Annotated in this window: 3 protein-coding genes and 1 pseudogene; 2 read left to right on the top strand and 2 right to left on the bottom strand. The window is 48.1% G+C overall.

Features of this window, described 5'->3' with window-relative positions; genetic code table 11:
- Nucleotides 1-194, bottom strand: a pseudogene (locus LBF86_01080) (aminotransferase class V-fold PLP-dependent enzyme).
- 59 nt (nt 195-253) lie between these two features.
- On the opposite strand from LBF86_01080, the gene LBF86_01075 reads away from it, so the two are divergent.
- Nucleotides 254-2,554, top strand: coding sequence for an Ig-like domain-containing protein (locus LBF86_01075; GenBank protein MDR0664102.1), 2,301 nt, complete (start codon nt 254-256; stop codon nt 2,552-2,554).
- A 5-nt stretch (nt 2,555-2,559) separates the two neighbouring features.
- Nucleotides 2,560-3,708: a hypothetical protein gene (locus LBF86_01070; protein ID MDR0664101.1), complete on the top strand. Its 1,149-nt coding sequence runs from the start codon at nt 2,560-2,562 to the stop codon at nt 3,706-3,708.
- 387 nt (nt 3,709-4,095) lie between these two features.
- On the opposite strand, the gene LBF86_01065 is transcribed toward LBF86_01070, so the two are convergent.
- Nucleotides 4,096-5,061: an iron-sulfur cluster assembly scaffold protein gene (locus LBF86_01065; GenBank protein MDR0664100.1), complete on the bottom strand. Its 966-nt coding sequence runs from the start codon at nt 5,059-5,061 to the stop codon at nt 4,096-4,098.
- Nucleotides 5,062-5,103: the final 42 nt, after the last annotated feature.

Genomic DNA, 5,103 nt, shown 5'->3' with positions numbered 1-5,103 from the left:
GCGTAATCTATCTCCGCTTCGGTTGTGAAACGCGATAAACTTAAACGCACCGCCGTATGCGCCAACTCCTCGTCAGAGCCGATCGCCGAGAGGATTGGATTTGCCGCCAAATCCTCGCTCGCGCAGGCGCTGCCCGTGCTTGCGGCGATCCCGTTTTTGTTTAGGTCCCAAAGTAGCGATTCGCCCTCCACGCCGCATATTTTAAAAGGTTTTTAGCGCTATTATTCACAGTAGTTAACAAAAAGGGTTTCGCATGCGTATCGTTATTGTATTCTTGTCTTGGGCGATCATGCTGTTGGCTGACCTTGGTCCCAAACTTAGTTCAACGCCAGCGGCAAATTACGGCGTTGCCGGTAGTAGCAATGACATGGCGCTCGCGGGCAACCGCGTTTACATAGCCGACGGAGCTAATGGTATTCGCGCGTGCGCCGTCGCTGGGGACGGGCTTAACTGTTCGTCGGCGTTCGGTATCGCCCCTACTGAAGCCAACGGCTCCGTAAACAAACTGGAGTTGGCGGGAAATAGGCTATACGCCGCCGAAGCAAATGCGGGCGTCGGAGTTTACGATATTTCAACCGGCGCGCCTACTTTGTTACAGCGATATTCGTTTTCTGAGGGCGCGGCGACATATATTCTTACGCGCGATAGTATCGCGTATATTGTCGCATACAAAAGCGTCGTTATAGCGGAACTAAACGCAAGCGGCGAGATCTCGTCTATTTTATCTACTATTACGAGAACTAACAACAATGGATTTTGCGGGTTAGCGCTTAGCGATAACGGGCAGTTCCTTTACGCCACAAAAATCACCGACGGCATATTAGGATTTGACATATCAGATCCAGCTAACCCTATAGAGATATTTCATTTGGACGCTTCGGACGGTCTTCAATACGCGCGGGAGGTTGTAACGGTCGGCAATTATATTTTAGTTGCGACGTTCGGCGAAAATCTCAAGAAGTATGTTATTGCCAACGACGGCAATCTTTCGCTTGATCAAACCATAACTGTCGATTACAGGGTCAAAACAAACATTCTGCGCGTATTAGGTAATTATGTTTTTGTCGGCTCGGCGTATCTTGACGAACAATCTGTGCAAATTATAGATATTAGTAATCCCGCCGATATGCGCTATATTGGCTCGATTAGCGATCTGCCGGACGGATCCGAACCAGTAGATAAAGTCGGGGGCTTTATAAGACTTGATAATATGTTATTTATGACGACGGGAACCGGCGTCATCGAGAGGGCTGATATATCTCAGCCATACAGCCCCGTAAGAGTAGGATCGATTGACGTTTCAGACGCTCTTAACGGCGGAGACGCAAATGGTACGCATCTATTTATAACCGACGCGAACGCGGGATTGCTGGTATTTGACATAACCGATCCCAGAAATCCTATTCACATAGCCACAAAAGCGATGGAGTCTGGTATAGCTTACGACGCCGTTTTGAACGGCACGACGCTTTATATAGCCAATGGAACATACGGGTTGTCCGTATATAACGTGGCAAATCCAAGCAACCCTATCTTCCTTAACCATTATATAGCATACGGCGTGTCTGGAATCAATTATAAAAATTTGTCGTTTGATCGAGAAAAAGGCGTTCTATTTGTAGGAAATTTAAGCCATGGAACAGTCTCTTATCGTGTAGAGACTTTCCCACACTTGCCAACATTTGTCAATGCTCAACCGTTGGCTATCGGTTCGTCTATAATAAATTTGCATGCAAAAAGCGGTTATTTATACGCGGCTGAAAACGGGGGTAGCAAATATATTGTGCGTTGGGATTATAACGAAAGCGGAGTTATGTATAACAAACATACTAGACAATTTACTGGCGATGGCAACAATTATGCCTACGATGTTACTACCGTAACATTGTTAGGCGGCGAAGACCTTCCCGTTTTTTCTTTTGTGGGGGTGGCAAGAAAGTTACATTATGGCATTGATTTTAATACTCCTGAAGTTGGTATAACGCCCCTTTACAATGTCGTTGGTTTAAGCGCGGCGGGACAATACCTGCTTGGCTCGTCAGGAACGATGTCGGCATATGGATTGGAAATACATTACATATACGAACCTGTTGACGCCAGTTTAAAGCCGCGCTTTGTTAAGACGCAAGGTAAGATTCAAAACAGAGCTATTATCAGCGGAAATTACGCCTATATTCCCGATCATTATTACGGCGTTCAGGCGGTATATATAGAGATGCTACGCACATTGCAGGAAGCTTACCGATCGGTTGACGAGAACGCTACGCTGGAGAGTTTATCCTCTTCCGTTTCAATAACGTTTAGTCAGAATATCGATCCTAGTAGTTTAATAGATAAACTGTATATAACAAGGAACGGCGCGATATTTGACGATCACGTTTATTACCAGTTGCTTTCTGACAATAAAACCGTTAGTTTTACGCCTTATTCGGGAGCGTGGATTGCAAACTCCGAATATCAGATTCATATTAGCGGCGACATATCCGATATTTTCAGAAATCCGCTTGGCGACAGCGTCGGCGACGAGTTGATAATAACCTTCCGAACGGAGTAATTAAAGTGGCGGATTATAGCGCGCAGGCGACGGCATGCTCGGTTGGCTTTACCTCTGTCGGTTGGGCGGGCTATACGTACTCAAGATATAACGGAGGCGGAGAGTTTGATCAACTATTAGCCAGTATCGCCAGATTTGAAGCTATTTACGGCGACGATCTATCCTGCGTATGGGACAATAAAATCCAAGCGGAGGCGCTGGCGTATAAGAGCGAATTTAATCAAAATCTTTCGTCGTTTAATATCGGCTCCGCCTCTAATCTTAATCGCGCCGCATTAACAACGGCGGTAACAATCGAAAACAACGCGTCGATTAGCGTTCCAGAAGAGATCGAGCGGATTTTTAGGGAATCTTTTCGCGAACATCCGCGAATAGGCGATAGTTGGACGGGCTATCAAGCTTATATGATAGCTCCCGCTCAGAAGTTTTCGTTTAATCCGCCGCAACTACATACTATGCCCGATCTGCCAATCGAAGAGTGGTATAACTTTGATTGGATCGGAATGATCGACGCGGCATTAAGAAGATGGGATGAGGATCCCGCCAGCTCTTCCATACTTTTTAAGCCGTTTGCGGATAGCTTAAGGCTGGTCAGAGAGAGGCTAGCTGAAATACTGCCGCCAAATCCCTCGCCAAAAAATGCTCAGGAGGCGCTGTTTTGGAAAGAGATGCAGGAATTGGGCGTATTTCCCGAACACTATTATAACGCCGTTATCTCGTGGGAATATACCAAACGGGCGGCTGAACTCTACGCCGTTTTTGGAGTGGATTATTATCAAGCCGTCAAGGATGGTTTGTTGGCGTTATTAGAAAAAGTAAATGCGGAACATCCAGACGAGTTCAGGATTCTGTTTGAAAATATGAACGCGATAAGGGATATCGGGGTTGGATACCATTGGCAGGATCCAAACCCTTCAGAGATTTACCCTAACGAATATACCCGCCTTGTCGATGGCATAAGAGACGATCCGAACTATGAAAAAGCGTTTGACGAAACGATCCCTTACGACGAGCGAGAGGCGATTAGAATGGAGCTGGATCGGCTTATGCGAAAGAGGCTTGACGATCAGTGGAATGCGTTAGCCAAACAGATGAAAAACCAATTTGCGTTGCAAAACGGACTTAAAAATCTGCTCGATACAGTCGGGCAATAGGTTTAGCTAAATCTGCTATCGCGCTTGCGCTAGCTCGCGTTGATACTGGTGATTTTTTGCCGACTTGTCCGCTCGTTTTGCCTATACAAAGCTAAGCCGTCATATCGCTTGAGGCGATCTCGCGACGGCGCAACCAAAACTCTTAAGATTGGTCGATTTAGCGTTCTTGGTTTTCAGATCAATCGCCCCAAGGAGCGCCGCCGCGCTCGCGCGTCAAAGTCCGTCGCGATTAAGACGCGCGTAGAGCGGGCGGCGTTCTTTATAGTCGAAGCGCTTGCCGCGCTAGACGCTTTTTTGCGAAAATCTATCCTCTCGTTAATCGCCGTTTCATCGCCGCAAAACTCGCTCTTTTTAATAGAACGCGATCGCGATCGAAAACGCGATCGCTTAAACCGGCAAAACGCGCACGCGGTAGTCTAGTTTCTCTTTCAAAACGCTGTCGATCGCGTAAAGCGTCCCCGTCGATCCCGTCGCGCAGCCGGAGCAGGCGCCAAGATAGCGGATATAAACGTCGATATGATCGGGCGAATCTTTAATATCTAGCAGCTCTAAATTGCCGCCGTCCATCATCAGCATAGGGCGAATGCTATCGTCGAGGGTTTTTTCCACCGCCTTAATCTTCTGAACCAGACTCATCGACGCGAAATCCTGAGCGACGCTGGATTCTAAAATCTTTTCGCGCTCAACCTCGGCTAACGTTTCGCGCAGTATATCGACAAGGTAAAAATGACGCGCCTCGTGTCCGCCCGGGCGAACGCAACTTTTGCAAAACGCGCCCGCTTTGGTGTAAGCGGTAATCTCTTCGACGCTTGTCAGGTTGTTAATCTTGATAACCTCTTTTATCATACTAAGCGTTACCTGCGCGCACTCGCAAACCATATCTTTGTTTTCGTATTCGCTTATATCGACCCCGTTGTAGATCGCCGCCGCGCGTTTAATAACGTCGTAAGCCATCACGGAGCAGTGCATTTTCTGCGGCGGCACGGCGGGGGTGTCGGGCGCGTCGCGCAAGGCGAATTCCACGTCTATATTGGTGATTTTTGCCGCCTCGTCCACCGTTTTGCCGACGCAAAGCTCCGCCATCATATCGCTAGAGGCGATCGCCGTGCCGCAACCAAAACTCTTAAACTTAGCCGCTTTCACGATATGGCTGCTAGGATCAACCGCCCAAAAAAGCCGTACCGCGTCCCCGCACGACTCCGCGCCAAAATCCGCCACAATCAGACGCGCGCCAAGCTCTTGCGCCTCCTTTTGCGTAATCTCCCCGCGATTGACGGGGTTGTCCATTCTTTGCGAAACCTTACTGGAATACTCCTCCCACAGCGCGCCGCCAATTAAGCTATTCTTGCTCATTTTCTCTCCCCCGCGTAACTAACTGAAATATCGCGCAGACGC

This window comes from Helicobacteraceae bacterium (assembly GCA_031258155.1).
In the GTDB taxonomy this organism is placed as follows: Bacteria; Campylobacterota; Campylobacteria; order Campylobacterales; family SZUA-545; genus JAIRNH01.
This window is presented reverse-complemented; position numbering and strand designations above follow the sequence as displayed.

Bases quoted from the DNA above. Each gene is read 5' to 3' on its own strand.
- LBF86_01075 (MDR0664102.1), top strand. From the start codon at position 254: ATGCGTATCGTTATTGTATTCTTGTCTTGGGCGATCATGCTGTTGGCT.
- LBF86_01065 (MDR0664100.1), bottom strand. From the start codon at position 5,061: ATGAGCAAGAATAGCTTAATTGGCGGCGCGCTGTGGGAGGAGTATTCC.